Source organism: Amphritea pacifica (assembly GCF_016924145.1).
GTDB lineage: Bacteria > Pseudomonadota > Gammaproteobacteria > Pseudomonadales > Balneatricaceae > Amphritea > Amphritea pacifica.
Window position 1 is genome coordinate 25,348 of sequence record NZ_JAFFZO010000041.1, and the last position, 19,794, is coordinate 45,141.

The window sequence follows — 19,794 nt, forward strand, 5'->3', positions numbered from 1 at the left end:
GTTTCCGGCAGTTGTCCGGCCTTTAACAGAAACGAGTTTAAGCACATTGATAATAAGTAAGGATTCTCTGATGACAGACAGGGTAAAAGTTGCAGTACTGGGTGGCGGCAGTTTTGGTACTGTAATAGCAAACCTGATTGGCAGTAAGGGCGAACAGGTTCATCTGTGGATGCGAAATGCCGAACGGGCCGAAGAGATCAATCGCAGCCATGAGAACCACCGCTACCTTCCCGGGCGGCCATTATCGGAAAACCTGACAGCAACAGCCGATCTGCAACGGGCATTGCAGGATGCTGAGATTGTCTTTGTCTCGATACCAAGCCAGTCGTTCCGTGAAGTGATCAGGCAGGCAAAACCATTTTTACGTGCCGACCAGATAGTCGTAAGCACAACCAAAGGGATTGAAGCTAAAAGCTTCAGCCTGATGAGTCAGATTCTCAGCGAGGAACTGCCGGGCAACCCTATCGGCGTCATCAGCGGGCCAAACCTGGCAAAAGAGATCGTACAGCAGCAACTTACCGCGACAGTGATCGCCAGTGAGGATGAGCGGGTCAGAACGGCCGTGCAGCAGATTCTTCACTGTGCTTTCTTTCGCGTCTATGCCAGCAGCGATATGTACGGTGTCGAGCTGGGCGGGACGCTAAAAAATATCTATGCGATTGCCTCCGGACTGAGTGCGGCGCTGGGTATGGGGGAGAATACTAAAAGTATGCTGATGACCCGAAGCCTGGCGGAGATGAGTCGTTTTGCCGTGCAGCTGGGGGCAAATCCGATGACCTTTCTTGGTTTAGCTGGCGTGGGGGATCTGATTGTTACCTGCTCATCACCCCTGAGCCGCAACTATCGGGTTGGCTATGCTCTGGGTGAGGGGAAGACGCTTGAAGACGCTGTCGAGTCGCTGGGTGAGGTAGCCGAGGGGGTGAACACGCTGCGCTATGTGAAAGAGAAAGCCGACGAGCTGGAAATTTACATGCCGCTGGTCAGCGGTCTTTATGAGGTGGTGTTTAATCATGCACCGGTGTCTCAGGTGGCAAAAATGATGATGCTGAATACCCAGAGCAGCGATGTTGAGTTTGTCCTGCCAAGAGCCGATCTCTGATGCGCTTATTGCTGTTACGCCATGGAGAGGCGGGCTTTGATGCCCCCAGAGATGAACTGCGCTACCTAACGGAAAGAGGGCGGTTGCAGCTGCGTCAGTTGCTGACCCAACAGACAGACGAATTTGCAGGGGTGCAGCGAATAGTACACAGTCCCTACCTGCGCACCTGTCAGACGGCTGAACTGGTGCGCGAGGTGGTGTCGGTTAACGCCGAACCGCTGGATCTGCTAACGCCGGAATCAGCACCTCAGCAGGTGGTCGACTGGCTCAGTGAACAACGCGATGACAGCCTGCTGCTGGTGACCCATCAGCCGTTGATCGGCTTGTTGGTGTCGCTACTCTGTGAGGCAGACCTGAGCCACCCGGAGCCGATGTTGCCGGGCGCTCTGGCGATTATTGAACTGGAGTTTCCGGCAGCCGGGCTGGGGCAGCTGCAGAAGCTGCTGCGCTAGCTTCACGGCTTGTTCCTGTTGCTCCGCTGGCTGAAGGGCTGATTGTCTCAGGCTGGGGTGCTCCTGTTATCACCTGTTTTATCAACCGTGCACTTTCGTTCAGCGTGTTAATTTTGGGATAACGAACCTGTCCGTCCTCAATGGTTTTCAGTGCCTTCTGTTGTTCTCCGCTTGCCAGATATGCCCGGGACAGATCGATATAGAGCTGCGGTATCGGAGTGTATTCGATATAGGGGGTCGCCCACTGAATAAACTGCGGTGCAAACTGTCCCTGACGGGCATTCAGCTGACGTAACAGCAGGGTGCGCATAAAATACAGCTCAGCATCGTCGCGGAAGAAAGGGTTACTCAGGGCAGGTTGCAGCAACGCCGGTTCAGTCATCCGGCCCTGTAAAAAGCGGATAATGCTGTTGTTGGCCTGCACTGTCTGAAACATCACAACGGTCACTCCCAGAAACAGAGCGACCGCAGAGATACCGCAGGTTAGCTCAGCGGAGCGGCTTAGTCCCAGTGGTTTTGTGGCCCGGCTGTGGCGTAGCACGATAAAGATAAGGAACAGCATCAGGAACCAGGGAATATTGCTGATATAGAAGGGCAGCTCCACCTGGGTATGTAAACCGATTGGGATCAGCATCGCAATATAGCTCAGACCGCGCCGCCATCCACAGCTGAAGGCCGCATAGATAACCGTGATAACGGAGATCAGAATGCCTGCGACAGCGATAACCCCCCCCTCCACCAACCAGAACATCAGCTCATTATGGGGATGGCTGAGGCGGTCGGGAGGCAGGTTAGCATCGGGAAACCGTTGCAGGTAATCGACTTTCTGATCAAGCCAGACTTTCTGGAAACTCCCGATTCCATGGCCGCTGAGCGGTTGCTGTTTGAATACCTCATAGGCGATCTTATAGATATTGATGCGGCTGTTTGAACCGGAGTTGGCAACCCCTTCGTTGTTGGTTCTGGCCAGATCGCCGAGTTTAGCGGTACTGTTGTGGATGCCCTGCTGGCCCATGAACAGTGCTGCGGCGATGGCGATGGCTGCGGCGATCACCAATGGTTTGCGTTGCAGAAAACTACGCCAGTTACAGAACAACAGAATCACGCCACCGGCGATGGCTGACAGCAGCCCGGTGCGGGATCCGGAAAATGCGACAATAAAGCAGCTCAGAAAGATGCTGGCAAGCAGCACCAGAATAAGTATTGGCCGGGGCTTTAGTGCCAGCGGGCGGCTCAGCAGAAACAGCCCGGCCATCAGCACCGTTGCCTGAAACGATGCATGGATATTGATCTGTTGAAAAATACTGTAGGGTATCCCTTTGCTGGGGGTTATCACCAGTGGCAGGATACTGGGCCAGAGAATCTGGGAGACGCCATAGAGCCCGTGCACAATGCCAGCGATCAGTATAATAATCAGGCCCCGTTCTGCATCCCGGGAAGAAAAGCGAAACTGGAACAGGGCGATCAGAAACATAAAGCCGCCGAGTATGTAGAGTTGCCGGAACAGCCACGCGGTAGGCAGGAAGTTCTCCACGATGAAACCGAGGATAATCATACCGATCGGCAGCGCTGCCATCGCCAGCCATAAGCGGGGGTAGCTGAACTGTTTCTCCCGCAGCATCAGCAGCGTTGCGCAGGATATGACCAGTACTGCGGCGACCCAGACCGTGATATTGTGCGAAATCGACATCCCTTCGCCACCGAGGTTGGGCTGAAAGAAAAGTGTCGCCGGGATAAACAGTATCCCCAGTAACCATAGCCCTGCCTGTTGCGGTTCAATCCGTGATAGTGTGTTGCTCATCAGTGGCCTCGGGGTCGGTGAATCATAGTATTCGCTGTTGGATTTAAAATTTCTTGAAACAGTCTGTTTTTAAAAGAGAAAACAGTGCAGATACTACCTCATTTTTGTATCCTGATATATGCCGTGTGGGGACAAACTCAGCGCCAGATAAGGTTTTAATCAGATGAATACTACTCAGACTCATACGACAGAAGAGTTACGCTTTCAGGTTAATGGTCATCAGATTGCTGCAAAGTGCTGGGGGGATCGTAGTGCAACCCCGGTGCTGGCACTTCATGGCTGGCTGGATAATGCCGCAACCTTTAATCGTCTGGCACCACAGTTGCGGGGCGTACGGCTGATCGCGCTGGACCTGATGGGGCATGGTTTCTCTGATCACCGGCCTGCGTCGATGCCCTATTACATCTGGGATAATGTGATGGATGTCATCGGGGTGGCGGATCAGTTGGGGCTGACACGGTTTTCTCTGCTGGGGCACTCCATGGGGGCCAGCATTGCAACGCTGATAGCCGGTGCGTTTCCCGAACGGGTAGAGAAACTGGTATTGATAGAGGGGATTGCGCCTCTGGTCACCGAGCCTGAAGATGCCGCAGAGCAACTGGCTGCCGCCATTAAGAAGCGGATCCGTCTGCAGGGGCGGGTGCCGAAAGCCTACAGCGATTTTGGCGCGGCGGTTAACGCGCGGATGAATGGCCGCTGGCCTGTGGATGCTGAAGCGGCAACATGGCTGGTTGAGCGGGGTATTGAGCAGGGCGACGGTCGATACTACTGGCGTAGTGATGTCAATCTGATGCTGCCATCAGTGATGCGAATGTCTGAGTCTCAGGTGGAAAGTTTTCTCACCCGGGTGACCGCGGCAACACTGCTGATTCTGGGTGCAAATGGTATCCCTCAAAGTGATCGGCGCATCGCTTTGCTGCGTAACATCAGAACCGAGCGGTTGGAGGGAGGCCATCATCTGCATCTTGAAGAGCAGGGGGCCGGGCTAATTGCTACACTGATGAATGAGTTTGATCTGGTTTAACCTAAGTCGATAAACAAAAGGATTGTAAATGAGGATTCAGGCATTTTTACAGGTAGTGTTGATGCTGTTGTTGAGCACTGCAGTTCAGGCTGAGAGTGATGTCAGCGGTAGTAGTGATCCGCGTCAGTTGCCTAGGTTTCCACTAAGCTGGATCGTCAGTTATAACACCCGGGTGGTACCTGAATACGCGCTTGCCACGGGGCCGATGAGAAAGATTGAAGGCATTATCGCACCGGAGCAGGATAAACGGATAAAGGGGGAGCTTACCCGGATTACCTACAGGGTACCTGATATCCATACACCGGATCAGGTGTTTAACTACTATCTGGATCTGCTGAAAAGCATGCAGGCCAAAATTCTTTTCCAATGTAGCAGCCGGCAGTGTGGCAGCAGTAATCAGTGGGCCAATAACTACTTTGAGGTTGCTGAGCTCTATGGGCTGGACCGGACCCAGTTCTTTCTCTCCGCCAGTGCCGGCAATCTCCAGCTGGCGCTGTATACCGTAAAGCGCGGTAACCGTCGGGTCTATATCCATCTCGATCTGATTGAACCACTGAAGCAGACGGCCGAGACCCTTGCTGCCGATCTGCAACAGCAAGGCTTCAGCTGGCTGAGTGATGCTGAGCAGTTGGAACCTCTGATCGATTTTATGAGTTCGAACCCACAACAGAAGATTTTAATTGCCAGCTACAACCGGTCTGAGGGGGTTGCCACAGCTGAACTACTGGAGCTTAGTTACAATGCTTCCTCAGAAGTTAAAGATCTGCTGGTGGAAGCGGGTATTGATGCCGGCCGAATCGACAGTATCGGTGTCGGGCCGGCACTGCCGGTGATTGACAGGGAGCAAGCGTCAGGGGTGTGGATTCAGTTACGCTGACTTGCACAACGGGTGTTGTGAGCGGCTATTGAGTGTTGTTTGCAAAGGGATTAAACGATGAAAACCACAGTGTCACTGGTGCTGGGGAGCGGGGGAGCCCGGGGGTATAGCCATATTGGGGTGATTGAAGAGCTTAACCGACGTGGTTATGAAATCATCTGCATCGCGGGCAGCTCTATGGGGGCGCTGGTAGGGGGCATATATGCGGCCGGGCGTCTTGAAGAGTATACCGATTGGGTAACCTCTCTGCGGCGCATCGATGTTTTTAAACTGATGGATCTCACCCTCCGGGGCGAGGGGACAATACGCGGCGAACGTCTGTTAGCTAAACTGCGCGACATTGTTGGTAATCCTCTGATTCAGGAGTTGCCAATTACCTATACCGCAGTGGCAACGGATCTGACACACCAGAAAGAGGTCTGGTTTCAGAAAGGGCTGATGCTGGAAGCGATCAGGGCTTCCATTGCGGTGCCGGGTTTTTTCACGCCGGTTGTCGAAGAGGACCGGGTGTTGGTGGATGGAGGTGTGTTGAATCCTATTCCCATTATACCCACGGTCGCCGCCCATGCGGACCTGATTATCGCCGTTGATCTGAACGCTGAAGCCCAGCGCCACCGGGTTGTATTGCCCGAAACCCGGTATCTTGATCGCTCCGGGTTCAGTGATGAGTGGCAGGTTGAAACAAGTCATAAGTCGCGACCGCAAACAGGAAAAAACAGTGTCCGGGATGCTCAACCCCATAAGGCAGCCGGCCGGATAGATGTGCTGTTTAATTCTGTCGAGGTGATGCAGGAATCGCTGGGTAAGTATAAGGTGGCCGGCTACCCTCCTGATCTGCTGATCGGAATACCTAAGGACGCCTGTCGGTTTTATGAGTTCCACCGGGCCAGGGAGATGATAGAATTGGGACGTCTTATGGCGCAGGACAGTCTGAGGCAGATGGAAAAATCGATGCGTTAAACCGCCTCATCTGCCGTAAATGTTTTTAAGTGTGTGCTATTCGGGGCGGATATCTCAGCCCGTTGGCTTCCGTGCTGAAACGGCTTTGCCTGCCACTCCCTGAAATATCGTTTTCTTATCTCTACATCTGACTACTGAGGTGAATATGCCGCTGTCGCCTGCAGCCCGGGCCGATCTGTTGTTGTTACTGGTAACCCTGATTGCTGCGGCAGGATGGATATTTTCTAAACAGGCACTGCAGGATCTCCCGCCATTACTGTTTATCGGGATACGCTTTCTGCTGGCAGGGGGACTGCTGCTGGTTCTGGCATACAGGGATATGCATCGCTTACGTCAGCAGCAGGCTCTGGTTGCCGTCTTACGACTGGGCGTGCTGATGACCTGCGCACTGTTGTGCTGGATTATGGGGCTTAAACATGGCGCTCACCTCGGAGAGGGGGCTTTCATTACCAGTCTGGGGGTAGTGTTGGTACCGGTGATGGCATGGCTGGTATTCCGGGAACGGGCATCGCTGAGCACCTGGCTCTCTCTGCCCGTTGCAATTTTCGGGCTGATGTTGCTGTCACTGGAGGGCGGGATCTCTCTGGCTGCAGGGCAGCTCTGGTTTCTCTCGGCTGCGTTGCTGTTTTCGCTCCACTTTGTGTTAGTGTCCCGCATGGCGTTGTCGGTACCTGCACTGATCCTCACGGCGGTGCAGTTGTTGGTGGTGGGAGGCGGCGGAACTGTTGTGTCCGCGCTGGTTGAGGTATGGCCTGACTCTGTTGGCAGCGCCGCGCTGGGGTGGTTGTTAGCCAGTGCGTTTATCGCCACCAGTCTGCGTTTTGCACTGCAAACCTACGCTCAGAGCCTGGCACCGGCGAGTCATGTTGCCCTGATTATGACACTGGAGCCGGTCTGGGCCGCGCTGCTGGCTGCCATTGTCTATGGGGAGCAGATGAGTGTTTTACAGCTGAGTGGTTGCTGCGTTATTTTCACCGCCATGCTGGTGAGTCGCTGGCGCTGGTTAAAGCCACTGTTTTACGCGATACGCAGACGCAGCCTAAGTTCTCAGCGCTGATACTAAGTTCTCAGCACTGATACTAAGTTCTCAGCACTGATACAATCTGGCGGATATAAAAAAGGAGCCTGTGAGAGGCTCCTTAACGATCCATATCCTGGTGGAGATACGCCGGTGATCAGTTGATCAGGGAGAGGAACTCGCCCCGGGTTGACTGGCTCTTGCGGAACGACCCCAGCATCATCGAAGTCTTCATGCTGCTGTTCTGTTTCTCCACACCGCGCATCATCATGCACATATGCTGCGCTTCGATGACCACGCCCACGCCATCTGCGCCGGTAGCCTGCATAATGGCATCAGCGATCTGCTTGGTCATGTTTTCCTGAATCTGCAAACGCCGGGCAAACATATCCACTATCCGTGCAATCTTGGACAGGCCGATCACCTGGCCTTTGGGGATGTAGCCGACATGGCATTTACCGATGAATGGCAGCATATGGTGTTCGCACATCGAATAAAGCTCGATGTCCTTGACGATGACCATCTCACTGTTATCAGTGGGGAAGAGGGCGCCATTGATCACCTCATCCAGATTTTGTTCATAGCCGCGGGTGAGAAACTGCATCGCTTTGGCCGCGCGTTTTGGAGTATCGACCAGGCCTTCACGGGTGAGGTCTTCACCCAGCTGCTGGATAATGCTGGCAAATTCTTTTTCCATTACAGTGTGTAATCCTGTTTTGGCCTGTCAGATCCTCTGTCAGTTAAAGCTGGTAACCGATCTGGAATCACCGCTTTGTGACAGGGGCGTTAAAAAAGTGTGCTAACTTACGTGATTAGCGCACATAGGTAAAGTCTGCTGGCAAACATTTAACTGTTCACCGGGGTATTATCTGGCCCGTTTCAGCAATACATAGAGTGCGCCAGTGCCACCATCTTTTGGCTGTGCAGAGGAGAAAGCGATGACCTGATCCATCTGCCGTAGCCAGTCATTCACATATGACTTCATCAATGCGTGCTGGCTTTCTACGCTGTTGGATTTACCGTGGATCACCATCACACAGCGTAGTTGTCGATTACTGCATTCGCGAATAAAGCTGCTCAACTCGGTGCGGGCATCATCGATGATGTAGCCGTGCAGATCAAGACCCGCATCCCAGGGAATATGGCCCTGTTTCAGACGCTTCATCAGTTTCAGCTGAACCCCGGGGCTGGCGTAGATCAGTTCATCTTCCGTTTCCACCAGATTAATGACTTCGGAGTTGAGACCATCGACCATCATCTCCTCATCCTGCACCGCCATCTGCCGTTTATAGCGGGTGGTCTCGTCATCGGCCAGTTTGAGTTTTTTCGGCTGGCCCCGCAGGTCTGCCCGGTCATTTTTAATCCGGGTAACCCCGCTCATCGCCGCCGCAAAATCAAATTCAGTATTTTCAGGGTGTTCGTTATCAGGCAGATCGTTATCAGACATAGCGTTCGCAAACAATATTCATTAACATACACGGCCTGCAATAAAGCAGGCACCAATTCGACAAATTATCCATCCAGACATGACCATCAATCAAGCACAGACCCTGAAAGAGCTGCATACGATACGGGATTTCATCCGTTTCAGTATGAGTCGCTTCTATGAATACGACCTATATTTTGGTCATGGTACCGATAATCCATGGGATGAAGCGGTACAACTGGTACTGGGAGCCCTGCATCTGCCCTGGAACAGTAATCCTGAACTCCTGGACGCCCGGCTCACGGGTGACGAGAAGCAGCGGGTGCTGGACTTCCTGGAACAGCGGGTGATACAGCGTCGGCCATTGCCCTACATTATAGGGGAAGCCTGGTATGCCGGCATGCCGTTTTATGTCGATGAGCGGGTGTTGATCCCCCGCTCCCCGATTCAGGAGCTGATTGAACAGCATTTCAGTCCCTGGCTGCGGGAAGGGCCGGTGGAGCGGATTCTGGATCTGTGTAGCGGCAGTGGCTGTATCGGTATTGTCTGCGCCTATGCTTTTGAAGAAGCAGAGGTTGATCTGGCGGATATCTCAGCTGATGCGCTGGAGGTTGCCCGGCGTAATATCACCCGCCATGAGCTGGATGAACGGGTAACGGCTATCGAAAGCGACCTGTTCAGCAACCTGACCGGTCGTCGTTATGATCTGATTGTCAGTAACCCGCCGTATGTCGATAGTGCTGATCTGGCAGGAATGCCGCAGGAATACCACCACGAGCCTGATCTTGCTTTAGGATCTGGCCCCGATGGCCTGGATATCACCAAGCAGATACTGCGTCAGGCGGAAAAGTTTCTCACCGGGGATGGCCTGCTGGTGATTGAGGTGGGTAACAGCGAAGTGCATCTGCAACAGCAATACCCTCAGATCCCCTTTACCTGGCTGGAGCTGGCTGAGGGGGGGAACGGTGTCTTCCTGCTGACCGCTTCAGAGGTGCGACAGTATTGCAGCGCTATCTGAACGACTAGGGTATAATCGAGTTAATTTTTTTGCTTTAAAATCGGGAACAGACGATGTCAGGAAACACCTACGGTAAGCTATTTACTGTCACCACTTTCGGCGAAAGCCATGGGCCGGCGCTGGGCTGTATTATCGATGGTTGCCCGCCGGGGATTGAACTGACCGAAGCTGATCTGCAGCGGGATCTGGATCGCCGCAAGCCCGGTACCTCCCGTCATACCACCCAGCGGCGTGAAGCGGATGAGGTGAAGATTCTCTCCGGCGTGTTTGAGGGCAAGACCACCGGTACGCCGATCGGCCTGCTGATCGAAAACACCGATCAGCGCTCAAAGGATTACTCCAATATTGCTGAAACCTTCCGCCCGGCCCACGCCGATTACGTCTACACCCATAAATATGGTTTCCGTGATTATCGCGGTGGTGGTCGTTCATCGGCCCGTGAAACCGCGATGCGGGTGGCGGCGGGTGCTGTGGCAAAAAAATACCTGGCACAGAAAGGGGTTGAGGTTCGTGGTTATCTGTCTCAGCTGGGGCCGATTAAGATTGACGGGTTTGACTGGAATCAGGTTGATCAGAATCCGTTTTTCTGCCCTGACGTGAATAAAGTTGCTGAGATGGAAACCTATATGGATGCCCTGCGTAAAGAGGGTAACTCTATCGGTGCGAAGATCTCTGTTTCGGCAACCGGTGTGCCGGTCGGTCTGGGCGAGCCGATCTTTGATCGTCTGGACGCGGATCTTGCCCATGCGCTGATGAGCATCAACGCGGTGAAAGGGGTTGAGATCGGTGATGGTTTCGCCTGTGTTGAACAGAAGGGCACCGAGCATCGTGATGAGATGACACCGGAAGGCTTTCTGTCGAATCACGCTGGCGGCATCCTTGGGGGAATTTCTACCGGACAGGAGATCACGGCGCATATCGCGTTAAAGCCGACCTCCAGTCTGCGTCTGCCGGGCCGGAGTATCAACAGCCGTGGTGAAGAGATCGAAGTCGTTACTCAGGGTAGACATGATCCCTGCGTCGGTATCCGTGCGACACCGATTGCGGAAGCGATGATGGCCATCGTGCTGATGGATCACCTGTTGCGGAACCGGGCTCAAAATGCTGATGTTGAGTGTGAAACTCCGGTCTTAAAAGGTTAAAATTCAGAAATAGTTTTCTAACCCCTTTTTGCAGATCTGTTTCTGCAACCAAGGGGTTTTTGTTTTTAGTTGCGTGTAACTTTTTTTAACGACGGCGACATGCTCGCCTTTAGTTGTGGTGGATTTACTATGACAGTCTATAAAGAGACTCTTTACGATGGTTACGGTCAGGCGTTTGATGTGGAAGAGGTGCTGTTTGAACAGCAGACCGATTCCTGGCATCTGATTATTTTCCGTAACCCCAAATTCGGAACTGTTATGGCGCTGGATGGTATTATTCAGACCACAGAAAAAGATGAATTTATCTATCACGAGATGCTTACACATGTGCCGCTGATGGCCCACGGCAGTGCTAAGAAGGTGCTGATTATCGGTGGCGGTGATGGCGGTATGCTGCGCGAAGTGCTGAAGCACCCGAGCGTTGAGAGCGTCACACAGGTGGAGATTGATCAGGCGGTCATCGATATGTGTGTTGAGTATCTGCCGAATCACTCGCAGGGTGCCTATGATAACCCGCGTGCCAACATCGTGATTGGCGATGGTATCGATTATGTTTGTCAGACCGATGAGAAATACGATGTCATCATCTCTGACTGTACTGATCCGGTCGGTCCCGGTGAGGTCCTGTTCAGCAGTCGTTTCTATGAAGGTTGCAAGCGCTGCCTCAATGACGGAGGCATCTTCGTGGCCCAGAACGGTGTGGTCTATATGCAGCCTGAAGAGGTGGTAACCACCCGTCAGCGCCTCAGTCCCTATTTTGCTGATCAAACTTTCTATACCGCTGCGGTGCCCACCTATATTGGTGGTGCAATGACCTTTGCCTGGGGCTGCGATAATGCTGCTGCCCGGCAGCTGAGTGTGCAACAGATCGCCGAGCGCTTTAATGCCAGTGGTGTTAAAACCCGCTACTACAATCCGCAGATCCATGTGGGCAGCTTTGCACTGCCGCAGTATATTCTGGAGAAGCTGGGGGACGTCTGATTTCCCATATGAGTGGTATAGCGTATTAGTGCACAATGACAAAGATCCAGCGGTTGTAACAATCGGTGGATTTTTGTTTTTATGCCAGCACAGATGACAGGAGTCTGCTCAAATGACAATGAAACTGAATAGCTGATGTCACTCAATATCTATAGTCGTTTGTCAGGCTTCTACTTCTTTTACTTCTCCCTGTTGGGGGCTTTGGTGCCGTACTGGAGTCTCTATCTCAAGTCGTTTGGCTTTAATGCGCAAACGATTGGCAGCCTGATGGCTATTCTGATGGCGTCCCGCATTGTTGCCCCCAACATCTGGGGCTGGCTGGCCGATCGAACGGGTCAGCGCTTGCGAATTGTGCGCTATGGGGCATTTCTCACCTGCCTGATCTTTGTGCTGATCTTCTGGCAGGAGAGCGCGCTGGGGATTGCCCTGGTGATGACCGGTTTCAGTTTCTTCTGGAATGCGGTGTTGCCCCAGTTTGAGGTGTTGACCCTCAGCCATCTGCAAGGGCGTGAGCAGCTCTACAGCCGGATACGTTTGTGGGGCTCCGTCGGATTCATTATTGCCGTCATGGGGATTGGCTGGTTGCTGGATCTGGTGAGTATACGCTGGTTGCCCTGGGTGATGCTGGGGCTGATGGTGATGATCTGGATATCATCGTTGTTTGTTGAAGCGAATCCCGCACCGCGTCAGACTGATGAAAGTGGTTTTGTGCAGCAATTGCTGCGGCCACAGGTGCTGGTGTTTTTCCTGATCTGTCTGCTGATTCAGTTCAGTCACGGACCCTATTACACGTTTTACTCGGTGCTGATGGACCGTCTGGGTTACAGCCGTACCGAGATCGGTCTGCTCTGGTCGGTCGGGGTGGTGGCAGAAGTACTGATCTTTATTCTGATGCCTAAACTGATCGCCGGTCTGGGGTTACGTAAATTGATGATCATCAGCTTGCTGTTGTGCGTAGTGCGCTGGCTGCTGATTGGTCTGATACCCGAAATTCTGCCACTGATGCTGTTTGCTCAGACACTGCATGCAGTGAGTTTCGGGGTGTTGCACGCCGTAGGTATCGCGCTGGTGCATCACTATTTTTCCCCCTCCAATCATGGTCAGGGGCAGGCGATGTTCAGCAGTTTTGGCTTTGGTGTTGGCGGCGCGCTGGGGGCTTTGTGCAGCGGTTTAATGTGGGAAACCCTGGGTGCAGCCGCAACATTCAGTGTTGCCGCAGCGGCTGTTTTAATCGCGGCTGTGTGCGCAACTATTTGGATAAAACCGGAAAATTGTGCAGAAACGAATCGGTAAATTTGTTTTGCACCGCAGTTGGTATAGTATTAGATTAACAGCAGTTAAGTAATTGAATCACCATTATGCAGTTTACTCAGGTGTTGTTATCGCAGGTGATGATTTCTGACGGATAAACATATCCGGCTGAGGAGATGTGCTGATGAATTTTAAAGTCGATGTAGAGATGACACCCGAAGAGCTCCGTAAGGTGCTGGGGTTGCCGGATGTCGAATCGTTTCAGAAAGAGATGATGAGTAAAATTCAGGAGCGAATGGATGCCGGGGTGGATGGTTATGATCCCCTGACGCTATTCCAGCCCTATATGGCCAGTGGGCTTGGTTCGATGGATGCCATTCAGAAGATGCTGCTGAATATGATGACTTCATACACCAGCAGCAGTAAAAACGCAGATAAAAACAAATAATACTCCCTCCTGCCACACTGCAGCAGAGTGCCGGACAGGAGCAAAACAGGTAGAGAGAGACTATTTTGAGAATTCTCAGAAAATACACAAATCGCCGTTTGTACGATACATCCCGCAGCTGTTACATCACGCTTGAAGATGTGAAGCAACTGGTGTTGAGTCAGGAAAATTTTCAGGTTCAGGATTCTAAAACCGGAGCAGATCTCACCCGTAATATATTGCTGCAGATTATCAGTGAACAGGAAGCGCTGGGCCATGGAACGCTGCTGACCAACCAGGTGCTGCAGCAACTGATCCGTTTCTACGGTGACAGCATGCAGGGGATGATGAGCCAGTATCTGGAGCAGAGTATTGCGACCTTTATCGATCAGCAGGAACGCATCCGTGAACAGATGCAGAATATGATCGGTGCCGCCAACCCGCTGAATATGATGAACAAGATCGCCGATCAGAACATGGCGATGTGGAATATTTTCACGCCTCCGGGCGGTGAAAAATCGTCTGATAATCCCGCCAGCAATGATGCCGGGCCATCTAAAGAAGATAAGTAGACCGGCTTTGATTCGATCAGCCCGCTAATGATCCTGATAGGTCTTAGCGGGTTTTTAATGCCTGTTCTGAATCTCACTGGCCAGAATAGAGTCTGCATCCAGGGTATTGATCGCGATCTCTCTGTTCGCCGGGATCTCCCCGGTCAGTTGCAATGCCTGGTAGCGCATACAGCACACCCGCAGGAACGAGGTAAAGTTGCCCAGATCATGCCCCGCATCGATCGATTCATGATACAGGCGGGTGAGCATCTGCGGGATATTCATATGATCCCGTGCGGCGATCTCCTCCAGCGTGTTCCAGAAATAGTTTTCCAGCCGCACACTGGTGACCATGCCATCGATCCGCAGCGAACGGGTACTGCTCTTCCAGAGATCTGGGTTGGCATTGATAAACAGTTTGCACATCGCTGTTTCCTGTCTTGCCGATTACTGTTGTTGTCAGGCGTTATTCGGGTCAATAAAAAGACCGCATGGAGAGGATCGTTACCGATCCGTAACCTGAGTATAGCTGTTTATGGAACAGCCGAAGGCAAACGATGCCGATCGCCTTCGGCCCTGTTTAGAAAGCTGCGTAGGCGGTTAATTCAGCAGCGCCATAAACTGTGCCAGCCAGGCGGGGTGAGCCGGCCAGGCCGGTGCCGTCACCAGATTACCATCGGTGACTGCTGCATCGATGGCGATCTCTGCATAGACTCCCCCAGACTGATTCACTTCCGGCATACAGGCTGGATAAGCGGAACACTTTCTGCCTTCCAGTACCCCTGCTGCCGCCAGCAGCTGAGCACCGTGACAGATCGCCGCGACCGGTTTATTGGTAGTAAAGAAATGGCGCACCATGGCCAATACTTCAGGGTTGAGTCGCAGGTATTCCGGTGCCCGGCCGCCGGGAATAACCAGCGCGTCATAATCTGCCGGATCGATATCGGCAAAGGTCGCGTTCAGGGTAAAGTTGTGGCCGCGTTTTTCGCTATAGGTCTGATCGCCCTCAAAATCATGGATCGCGGTCGCAACAGTGTCACCGCTGGCTTTGTCCGGGCAGACTGCATCAACCTGATGGCCCACAGCCAGTAATGTCTGAAAAGGCACCATGGTTTCATAGTCTTCGGTAAAATCACCGGTGATCATCAGAATCTTCTTATTACTCATAACGTACTCCCAGCGGTTGCTGATTGTTTTTATATCTCAGAAGGTACGGGTTACAAGGTAGCAGCCCCCGCGCAGCAGATGGTATTAGAGGAATACTACAGTGCAACTTTACCGCAGAGGGGAGGCACAATCGATCTGTTCTGAAACGGTTGCCGATCAGCCATCTGATTCATCCCTCTGTTTGCACCACATACATAAAATAAGCCGGCCGTTGCGGGGCCGGCTTAAGCAGCAGTGATGGACTACTATCATCTCCGGGGTCAGATATACCGGCGACGTTTGAAGGACACGGTCTCTTTATAGTCCTGCATCGAGCTGACCTTGCGGATATCGGCCCAGGTCCCTTTGTAATAGGGGATATAGTTCCGGTCGGTCCAGCTGGTGACGACATCGCCCACATTGCCGTTGAAGTACCCGAACATCATGAAGGTGTGGTCTGGCTTCATGTCCGGTTCCAGATACGCCATGGCAAAGGTGGAGCCGAAATCGTTGAACACCTCGACCACGTCGCCTGACTCGATCCCCAGCTCTTTGGCATCTGCCGGGTTGAGTTCAATCGGTGCCATGGGATAGCGCCTGGTGCGAAAGTCGACGCGCTGATCGTGGTAGGCGGTCTGCCAGATATGATTGGTACGGCCGTTGTTAATCCAGAACCGGTATTTTTTACGCTGGGATTCAACCATCTCCGGCAGACCGGTCCACTCGGCAGGCAGGAAGTGTGCTTTGCCATCGGCGGTGCTGAATTTATAGTCGGTATAGACCATCTCAGTGCCGATCAGCCGGTTGTCCCTGTACTCCCTGACAGGCAGCTGTACGCCGTTGTTGCCCTGCTGGCGCAGCCGGTCATAGGTGACCAGATGCCCGGTTGCACCTCCCTGGCTGTCGATACCTTCGGGATTACGGAAACCATCGTTGAAGGAATCCTCCTCGGTTTTCCAGTCGAAGCCGGAGAATCGCTGAGCCATCGTCTTGTTACCTTCCTTCTCGTACAGCGCTTTGATGCTGTTGGCAATTTCGGCTGCTATCAGACAGTCGGGTTTGGCCGTCCCCGGAGGGTCCATGAACTTCTCCGATAGACGCATGCGCCGTTCACCGTTCATCGAGGTAAGATTCATCTCCCCCGGATGAGCTGCTGGCAGCATCAGGTGAGATGCCTGAGCGAACTTAGTCGGGTAGAGATCGATGGTGGTGATGAATAATCCGCCGCGGTTAGTGACTGCGTCAAAGATGGCGTCGACCATGCTATCTACGCCGCGACCGCGCACCTGCGCCAGCGCATCACGAACGATGTTTGCCCGGCGGTATAACGTCTGACGATATTCCTGAGCGTTCAGCGTGGACTGGAAAGCGTTGCAGGCCCACACGGTGAGCATCTTGCCATTACCTTTGATAATCTCCTGGTCGATGTAGACCGGCCGCTTACCAGGATAGGGCGGACGTGCATAGCCCTCCTGGTGGCCACCGAGACGACAGACGCCGGTGCCACGACGACCCACGTTGTGGGTGGCCAGCACCAGATCTACCAGTGCGGACTGAATACGATAGTTGTCGTTGCCCCAGATAATACCCTTTTCATACAGGTGAGCGGTGCGTGGATGGTGGCCGGACTGCTTCGGCTTATAGGCCCAGTCGGCAGCTTTCTCCAGATCCTCAACCGACACGCCGGTGATCCAGGAACACTCCTTCAGGCTCATATGGTTGGCCTTCAGGGCTTCATCGAAGCCGGTGGTGTGCTGGGCGATGAAATCCTGATCGTGCCAGCCCTTGTCTACCACGTAGGTCAGCAGACCGTTGAACAGTGCGGTATCGGTACCCGGGTTGATCTGCAGGTGCAGCACCCGGTCCCGGGCGTTAGTCTCGCAGATGGCCGTGGTCAGGGAGCGGCGTGGATCCACCAGAATAAAGCGTCCATTATCCACTGTTTCCTCTTTGAACCACTGTTTCTTTTTATTCAGGCTGGCGCCCGTCAGGTTTGGCAGGGCGTGGGCGAGAAAGTAGTTGGTCTGGGTCTCGTAGGCATTGGCACCGATGAAGATGATGGTGTCTGCCAGCTCGCTGTCCTCATAGCTATTATTCAGCTCGCCGATGCCCATGTCGCGGGTGGCGTGACACTCCGAGTTGTAAGCCGGGCGATTATGGATACGCACCATCCGGGTTTTGAGGGCAGAGAACATTAGCTTACCGCTGCCCCAGGTGTTCTCGAAGCCGCCCCCGGCACCGCCATGGTCGAAGGCGTTAAACATGATTGAATCGGGACCGAAGGTGTCCAGCATGCGTTTGGTTACCCCGGCGTAGACCGCCATGGCTTCGTCCCAGCTGACATCCACCCAGTCATCTCCGGTGAACAGGCGCGGATACTTGAGGCGGTCGCGGGTGACTCCATCGGCGTTATACATAATCGTGGCCATCTGACCACCGCGGGTGGAGGTCAGGCCCTGATTGACCACGCATTCCCTGTCCGGCTGAATCATGATGTTATATTTTTTTCCGCCATCTTCCACCACGTTAACCATGGCCGGGGTCATGGTGCCGGAGAGTGGCGGTTGTTGACTGCGGAAATCCCTGCCCAGAGCATTCTCGTTTGGTGCACGGCCACCCTCGGCTCCATGGGGCCATTTGTATACATGGTAGCCACAGCCGACGATACAGAAATGACAGGTCATATTGGTTTTCTGCGCACCCGCCGGGGGCAGTGGTACGCGATCTTTGTTATGTGACATGGTACTCGCCTCCGGGTTAGAGAATGTTAGCCTGACGGCCGAAGATCAGACCATCAACACCAACAGCAGTTACCGAATCGCTACTGGTATCGTATTCCAGACGAATCTTAGGCAGGTTCTCAGTTGCCTGGCCGGTGACCATCTGGCCCATCTTCTCGCTGTCGAACACACTAAAGTGGCAGGGGCACTTGAAGTCCCGTGACGCCGGGTCATAACTGACCGGACACCCCATATGGGTGCACAGGGTGCTGTAGGCAACGATATCCATATTGGGCCCGACACCGCCGGGCACGGGGTGTCCCATGCGAATCACCACGCAGGGAGAACTCTCATCGGGATAGTTGAAATGCACCACCTTGTTCTGTGGCAGGGATTGGGCCTTGGCAACGGCCGTTTGCGGGTAGGGCAGCGTAGTCGCCCCAGGGTTATAGGACTCAGGCGTAGCAAGCGCGCTGGTGGGCGTCATCGACGCCACCCCCGCGGCAACACCTGCTCCGCCCAGCTTAATAAAGTCGCGTCGATTGAGTTGATTCATAATAATCCTCTCCTCAAATGGGTTTCAGTTTTTGTTTTTGTTATATGCCAGTTCCCCCCACCGACTGAGCCTGTAAAGTATAGGCAAGAATTATAAAAACCATGTAAAAAGTAAGTGTTATGGGGTGGTGGCTGTTGATGACATAAAAAGTTACAAGACAAGGGGTTCTGGTTCAGTAACGCAGAACCAGAAGTGGGAGACCGTGTACATAGCGTGTCAAATTGCTGATTCCAATCTTTGTATTCGAATAGAAAATCCCCTACTATCATGAGATTAACCGCTATAAAACAACGGATTATTCGTCGATGGAACAGACTCTATGGCTGCCTGATACAGGGTCAACAGCATCTATTTTTAGCCTTTCAAACTTTCTCCGACGGCTTTGTAGCAGACAACATCTTTACGACCTAAGCCTGTGCGCGTACCTTCCTGAGATTAACACCTTCCCCTTTATCCAATACAGCGTCATCGGCGCGGTGGTGGATAATGTATCCAGCGATGCTACCGCCGATGAAAATCGCGGGTTAATCTACAAAGCCAGATTATTGATGAATAAAAGCACCCTCTGGGTGAATGGTCGCGAAGTGAATCTGGTGCCGGGTATGAGTGTTAGTGCTGAGGTGAAAACTGGAAAGCGCTATTTGATTGAATATGTGCTGACGCCGTTGCTGAGATATAAGAATGAGAGTGTAAGGGAGAGGTGAATATGAAAGGCAATAAACAATCAATTATTGATAAAAATATTTTATGTCGTTATAGGGGGAAAGGTCTTTGATATTTATAGAGTATGCTCTGATTTTTATCTGTGTTATTGGGTTTGTTTTTGTATACCTTCTCTCAAAGAAGAAAGGAGTATTGATTACTGTTTTAGCTGCTGCTATGTTTTTTTTAATAGCTCGTTCTTTTTGGAGTTATATTTTTCATTTTAAATCTGAGCGATACTCTTTTGAGGTTTACGGCTGTTTAAAAAATTTCGAAAAAAAAGGTTTGATAAAGGCTCGCCAGTGGTTAATGTCTTTGTAGATGGAAGTGTGTTGTATTTAAAATCGGCTTACTATGATTTTGAAGGGGGTGACTTTTATTTTAATGCGGTAAATAAATGCTATAAAGTTAGATTTATTGAACTTTACAATACTAAGTATTTAATTGGCTTATCAGAATGATTTGAATTAAAGGGGTCAAAGCCTGTGGCATCCCCACGAATTTTCAATAAATAAAAAATAGTTAGCTTAAGAAGGGAACGTTCATAGCCCTTGGTGATCAATTATTTCGCCAAAAACAAATTACCGCCAGAGCTATGAACGCGACCACTATATTGAACAAAATCATCCCTTTTGTCAGCCCT

At 52.4% G+C, this 19,794-nt stretch carries 20 protein-coding genes; 13 read left to right on the top strand and 7 right to left on the bottom strand.

From position 1 onward, the window contains the following. Window positions 1-70 precede the first annotated feature (70 nt). Both JW499_RS19090 and JW499_RS19095 read left to right on the top strand, forming a co-directional pair. Window positions 71-1,099 carry an NAD(P)H-dependent glycerol-3-phosphate dehydrogenase gene (locus JW499_RS19090; RefSeq protein WP_205212084.1) on the top strand — a complete coding sequence of 343 codons (1,029 nt, stop codon included), beginning with the start codon at window positions 71-73 and terminating at the stop codon, window positions 1,097-1,099. Further along, on the top strand, window positions 1,099-1,551 hold the full coding sequence (locus JW499_RS19095) for a SixA phosphatase family protein (protein WP_205212085.1): 453 nt from the start codon (window positions 1,099-1,101) through the stop codon (window positions 1,549-1,551). Before JW499_RS19090 ends, JW499_RS19095 begins: the two co-directional genes overlap by 1 nt. Here the strand turns inward: JW499_RS19095 and JW499_RS19100 are convergent. Next, entirely contained in the window at window positions 1,493-3,352 is a 1,860-nt protein-coding gene (locus JW499_RS19100; protein WP_205212086.1) for a PglL family O-oligosaccharyltransferase, read from the bottom strand. The genes JW499_RS19095 and JW499_RS19100 overlap by 59 nt on opposite strands. Before the next feature lie 163 nt (window positions 3,353-3,515). Between JW499_RS19100 and JW499_RS19105 the strand changes: the two genes are divergently transcribed. From JW499_RS19105 to JW499_RS19120, 4 genes are all read left to right on the top strand, one after another. After that, window positions 3,516-4,376 carry an alpha/beta fold hydrolase gene (locus JW499_RS19105; protein WP_205212087.1) on the top strand — a complete coding sequence of 287 codons (861 nt, stop codon included), beginning with the start codon at window positions 3,516-3,518 and terminating at the stop codon, window positions 4,374-4,376. A gap of 28 nt (window positions 4,377-4,404) precedes the next feature. Beyond that, window positions 4,405-5,253 (top strand): DUF4892 domain-containing protein, encoded by an 849-nt coding sequence (locus JW499_RS19110; protein WP_205212088.1) that lies wholly within the window; start codon window positions 4,405-4,407, stop codon window positions 5,251-5,253. A gap of 57 nt (window positions 5,254-5,310) precedes the next feature. After that, complete coding sequence (locus JW499_RS19115; protein ID WP_205212089.1) at window positions 5,311-6,213, top strand: patatin-like phospholipase family protein; 903 nt, start codon at window positions 5,311-5,313, stop codon at window positions 6,211-6,213. 145 nt (window positions 6,214-6,358) lie between these two features. Next, complete coding sequence (locus JW499_RS19120; protein WP_205212090.1) at window positions 6,359-7,270, top strand: DMT family transporter; 912 nt, start codon at window positions 6,359-6,361, stop codon at window positions 7,268-7,270. A 118-nt stretch (window positions 7,271-7,388) separates the two neighbouring features. Here the strand turns inward: JW499_RS19120 and folE are convergent, their stop codons facing one another. Both folE and JW499_RS19130 read right to left on the bottom strand, forming a co-directional pair. Next, window positions 7,389-7,928, bottom strand: a complete 540-nt coding sequence (folE, locus tag JW499_RS19125; RefSeq protein WP_091355518.1) for a GTP cyclohydrolase I FolE — start codon at window positions 7,926-7,928, stop codon at window positions 7,389-7,391. A 168-nt stretch (window positions 7,929-8,096) separates the two neighbouring features. After that, on the bottom strand, window positions 8,097-8,678 hold the full coding sequence (locus JW499_RS19130; protein WP_205212091.1) for a Smr/MutS family protein: 582 nt from the start codon (window positions 8,676-8,678) through the stop codon (window positions 8,097-8,099). A gap of 79 nt (window positions 8,679-8,757) precedes the next feature. Between JW499_RS19130 and prmB the strand changes: the two genes are divergently transcribed. The 6 genes from prmB to phaR all read left to right on the top strand — a co-directional run bounded on the left by prmB (window position 8,758) and on the right by phaR (window position 14,048). Beyond that, window positions 8,758-9,675: a 50S ribosomal protein L3 N(5)-glutamine methyltransferase gene (gene prmB / locus JW499_RS19135; RefSeq protein ID WP_205212092.1), complete on the top strand. Its 918-nt coding sequence runs from the start codon at window positions 8,758-8,760 to the stop codon at window positions 9,673-9,675. A 53-nt stretch (window positions 9,676-9,728) separates the two neighbouring features. Then, complete coding sequence (gene aroC / locus JW499_RS19140) at window positions 9,729-10,817, top strand: chorismate synthase (protein ID WP_205212093.1); 1,089 nt, start codon at window positions 9,729-9,731, stop codon at window positions 10,815-10,817. 129 nt (window positions 10,818-10,946) lie between these two features. Beyond that, window positions 10,947-11,798 carry a polyamine aminopropyltransferase gene (speE, locus tag JW499_RS19145; RefSeq protein WP_205212094.1) on the top strand — a complete coding sequence of 284 codons (852 nt, stop codon included), beginning with the start codon at window positions 10,947-10,949 and terminating at the stop codon, window positions 11,796-11,798. Window positions 11,799-11,933: 135 nt separating this feature from the next. Then, the gene (locus tag JW499_RS19150) at window positions 11,934-13,091 is read left to right on the top strand and encodes an MFS transporter (RefSeq protein WP_205212095.1); all 1,158 of its coding nucleotides are present in this window, start codon (window positions 11,934-11,936) and stop codon (window positions 13,089-13,091) included. Window positions 13,092-13,233: 142 nt separating this feature from the next. Then, complete coding sequence (locus JW499_RS19155) at window positions 13,234-13,497, top strand: DUF6489 family protein (protein ID WP_205212096.1); 264 nt, start codon at window positions 13,234-13,236, stop codon at window positions 13,495-13,497. A gap of 65 nt (window positions 13,498-13,562) precedes the next feature. Further along, window positions 13,563-14,048 (top strand): polyhydroxyalkanoate synthesis repressor PhaR, encoded by a 486-nt coding sequence (phaR, locus tag JW499_RS19160; protein ID WP_205212097.1) that lies wholly within the window; start codon window positions 13,563-13,565, stop codon window positions 14,046-14,048. A gap of 54 nt (window positions 14,049-14,102) precedes the next feature. Here the strand turns inward: phaR and JW499_RS19165 are convergent, their stop codons facing one another. The 4 genes from JW499_RS19165 to JW499_RS19180 all read right to left on the bottom strand — a co-directional run bounded on the left by JW499_RS19165 (window position 14,103) and on the right by JW499_RS19180 (window position 18,449). Beyond that, entirely contained in the window at window positions 14,103-14,453 is a 351-nt protein-coding gene (locus JW499_RS19165) for a ribbon-helix-helix domain-containing protein (RefSeq protein WP_205212098.1), read from the bottom strand. Window positions 14,454-14,627: 174 nt separating this feature from the next. Continuing rightward, entirely contained in the window at window positions 14,628-15,194 is a 567-nt protein-coding gene (locus JW499_RS19170) for a DJ-1/PfpI family protein (RefSeq protein ID WP_205212099.1), read from the bottom strand. Between the two features lie 260 nt (window positions 15,195-15,454). After that, the gene (locus JW499_RS19175; protein ID WP_205212100.1) at window positions 15,455-17,914 is read right to left on the bottom strand and encodes an arsenate reductase (azurin) large subunit; all 2,460 of its coding nucleotides are present in this window, start codon (window positions 17,912-17,914) and stop codon (window positions 15,455-15,457) included. Window positions 17,915-17,930: 16 nt separating this feature from the next. Further along, the gene (locus JW499_RS19180; protein WP_205212101.1) at window positions 17,931-18,449 is read right to left on the bottom strand and encodes an arsenate reductase (azurin) small subunit; all 519 of its coding nucleotides are present in this window, start codon (window positions 18,447-18,449) and stop codon (window positions 17,931-17,933) included. A gap of 305 nt (window positions 18,450-18,754) precedes the next feature. On the opposite strand from JW499_RS19180, the gene JW499_RS19185 reads away from it, so the two are divergent. Further along, window positions 18,755-19,153 (top strand): hypothetical protein, encoded by a 399-nt coding sequence (locus JW499_RS19185; RefSeq protein WP_205212102.1) that lies wholly within the window; start codon window positions 18,755-18,757, stop codon window positions 19,151-19,153. Window positions 19,154-19,794 lie beyond the last annotated feature (641 nt).

Bases quoted from the DNA above. Each gene is read 5' to 3' on its own strand.
- JW499_RS19150 (WP_205212095.1), top strand. From the start codon at position 11,934: ATGTCACTCAATATCTATAGTCGTTTGTCAGGCTTCTACTTCTTTTAC.
- JW499_RS19185 (WP_205212102.1), top strand. From the start codon at position 18,755: ATGGAACAGACTCTATGGCTGCCTGATACAGGGTCAACAGCATCTATT.
- JW499_RS19170 (WP_205212099.1), bottom strand. From the start codon at position 15,194: ATGAGTAATAAGAAGATTCTGATGATCACCGGTGATTTTACCGAAGAC.
- JW499_RS19155 (WP_205212096.1), top strand. From the start codon at position 13,234: ATGAATTTTAAAGTCGATGTAGAGATGACACCCGAAGAGCTCCGTAAG.
- JW499_RS19175 (WP_205212100.1), bottom strand. From the start codon at position 17,914: ATGTCACATAACAAAGATCGCGTACCACTGCCCCCGGCGGGTGCGCAG.
- aroC (WP_205212093.1), top strand. From the start codon at position 9,729: ATGTCAGGAAACACCTACGGTAAGCTATTTACTGTCACCACTTTCGGC.
- JW499_RS19115 (WP_205212089.1), top strand. From the start codon at position 5,311: ATGAAAACCACAGTGTCACTGGTGCTGGGGAGCGGGGGAGCCCGGGGG.
- JW499_RS19130 (WP_205212091.1), bottom strand. From the start codon at position 8,678: ATGTCTGATAACGATCTGCCTGATAACGAACACCCTGAAAATACTGAA.
- JW499_RS19090 (WP_205212084.1), top strand. From the start codon at position 71: ATGACAGACAGGGTAAAAGTTGCAGTACTGGGTGGCGGCAGTTTTGGT.
- JW499_RS19180 (WP_205212101.1), bottom strand. From the start codon at position 18,449: ATGAATCAACTCAATCGACGCGACTTTATTAAGCTGGGCGGAGCAGGT.
- JW499_RS19095 (WP_205212085.1), top strand. From the start codon at position 1,099: ATGCGCTTATTGCTGTTACGCCATGGAGAGGCGGGCTTTGATGCCCCC.
- JW499_RS19100 (WP_205212086.1), bottom strand. From the start codon at position 3,352: ATGAGCAACACACTATCACGGATTGAACCGCAACAGGCAGGGCTATGG.
- prmB (WP_205212092.1), top strand. From the start codon at position 8,758: ATGACCATCAATCAAGCACAGACCCTGAAAGAGCTGCATACGATACGG.
- JW499_RS19110 (WP_205212088.1), top strand. From the start codon at position 4,405: ATGAGGATTCAGGCATTTTTACAGGTAGTGTTGATGCTGTTGTTGAGC.
- JW499_RS19165 (WP_205212098.1), bottom strand. From the start codon at position 14,453: ATGTGCAAACTGTTTATCAATGCCAACCCAGATCTCTGGAAGAGCAGT.
- JW499_RS19120 (WP_205212090.1), top strand. From the start codon at position 6,359: ATGCCGCTGTCGCCTGCAGCCCGGGCCGATCTGTTGTTGTTACTGGTA.
- JW499_RS19105 (WP_205212087.1), top strand. From the start codon at position 3,516: ATGAATACTACTCAGACTCATACGACAGAAGAGTTACGCTTTCAGGTT.
- speE (WP_205212094.1), top strand. From the start codon at position 10,947: ATGACAGTCTATAAAGAGACTCTTTACGATGGTTACGGTCAGGCGTTT.
- folE (WP_091355518.1), bottom strand. From the start codon at position 7,928: ATGGAAAAAGAATTTGCCAGCATTATCCAGCAGCTGGGTGAAGACCTC.